This is a genomic window from Gracilibacillus phocaeensis (genome assembly GCF_900626275.1).
GTDB lineage: Bacteria > Bacillota > Bacilli > Bacillales > Amphibacillaceae > Gracilibacillus > Gracilibacillus timonensis.
Map to the genome: position 1 here is coordinate 1 of NZ_LR131138.1, position 903 is coordinate 903.

General features: G+C 44.5%; 5 tRNA genes. All 5 read right to left on the minus strand.

The window, feature by feature from the left end:
* Window positions 1-328: 328 nt before the first annotated feature.
* Window positions 329-404, minus strand: a tRNA-Ala gene (locus E0E32_RS00115).
* A 15-nt stretch (window positions 405-419) separates the two neighbouring features.
* A tRNA-Lys gene (locus E0E32_RS00120) sits at window positions 420-495 on the minus strand.
* Between the two features lie 35 nt (window positions 496-530).
* A tRNA-Gln gene (locus E0E32_RS00125) sits at window positions 531-605 on the minus strand.
* A 59-nt stretch (window positions 606-664) separates the two neighbouring features.
* Window positions 665-750, minus strand: a tRNA-Tyr gene (locus E0E32_RS00130).
* Window positions 751-776: 26 nt separating this feature from the next.
* Window positions 777-852, minus strand: a tRNA-Thr gene (locus E0E32_RS00135).
* Between the last annotated feature and the right edge of the window lie 51 nt (window positions 853-903).

Below are 903 nucleotides of genomic sequence, written 5' to 3' on the forward strand. Positions count from 1 at the left end.
GAACGCTGCCAAAGCCACGAAACAAGAAATAAGGATAAATCTCCCCAACCCTTCTGTTCCTCTTTCTAGAACAGTTTATCGCAGGGTTGGGGATTTTTCTATACACTTGAGTATTGATCGCTTACTGAACAGCCAACTGGGGTAAATGGAAAAGCTTGATTTCAGAATAATAGTAGTGAAGGTGGCAGATATCATCAACTTTCCTTTCACTTACTACAATAAAAAGTTCAAATGCTCTAATAATTGCTTGTTTCAAGCATTTATGTAAAAGTATTTCACCAATAAAAAAAGCCTTTCCCATTTGGAAAAGTGCTTGAACAGTTATATATGGTGGAGCCTAGCGGGATCGAACCGCTGACCTCCTGCGTGCAAAGCAGGCGCTCTCCCAGCTGAGCTAAGGCCCCAACTTTTATAACAGATGGTGAGCCATGGAGGATTCGAACCTCCGACCCTCTGATTAAAAGTCAGATGCTCTACCAACTGAGCTAATGGCTCTGACAAGATTATCTCTATTATGTAGGAAAAGAAAATGGCTGGGCTAGCTGGATTCGAACCAGCGCATGACGGTACCAAAAACCGTTGCCTTACCGCTTGGCTATAGCCCAATAACCTAAAAAAGAAAGCGTACAATGTTATTATATACACTTACAAACTTTTTATACAATGGTGGAGGGAGTAGGACTCGAACCTACGAACCCGATGGGAGCGGATTTACAGTCCGCCGCGTTTGGCCAACTTCGCTATCCCTCCATACATAAATATAACATTGGACTGACTGGTGCCGGCCAGAGGACTTGAACCCCCAACCTACTGATTACAAGTCAGTTGCTCTACCAGTTGAGCTAGGCCGGCTTATATGGTGGAGGATGCAGGGCTCGAACCTGCGACCCCTTGCTTGTAAGG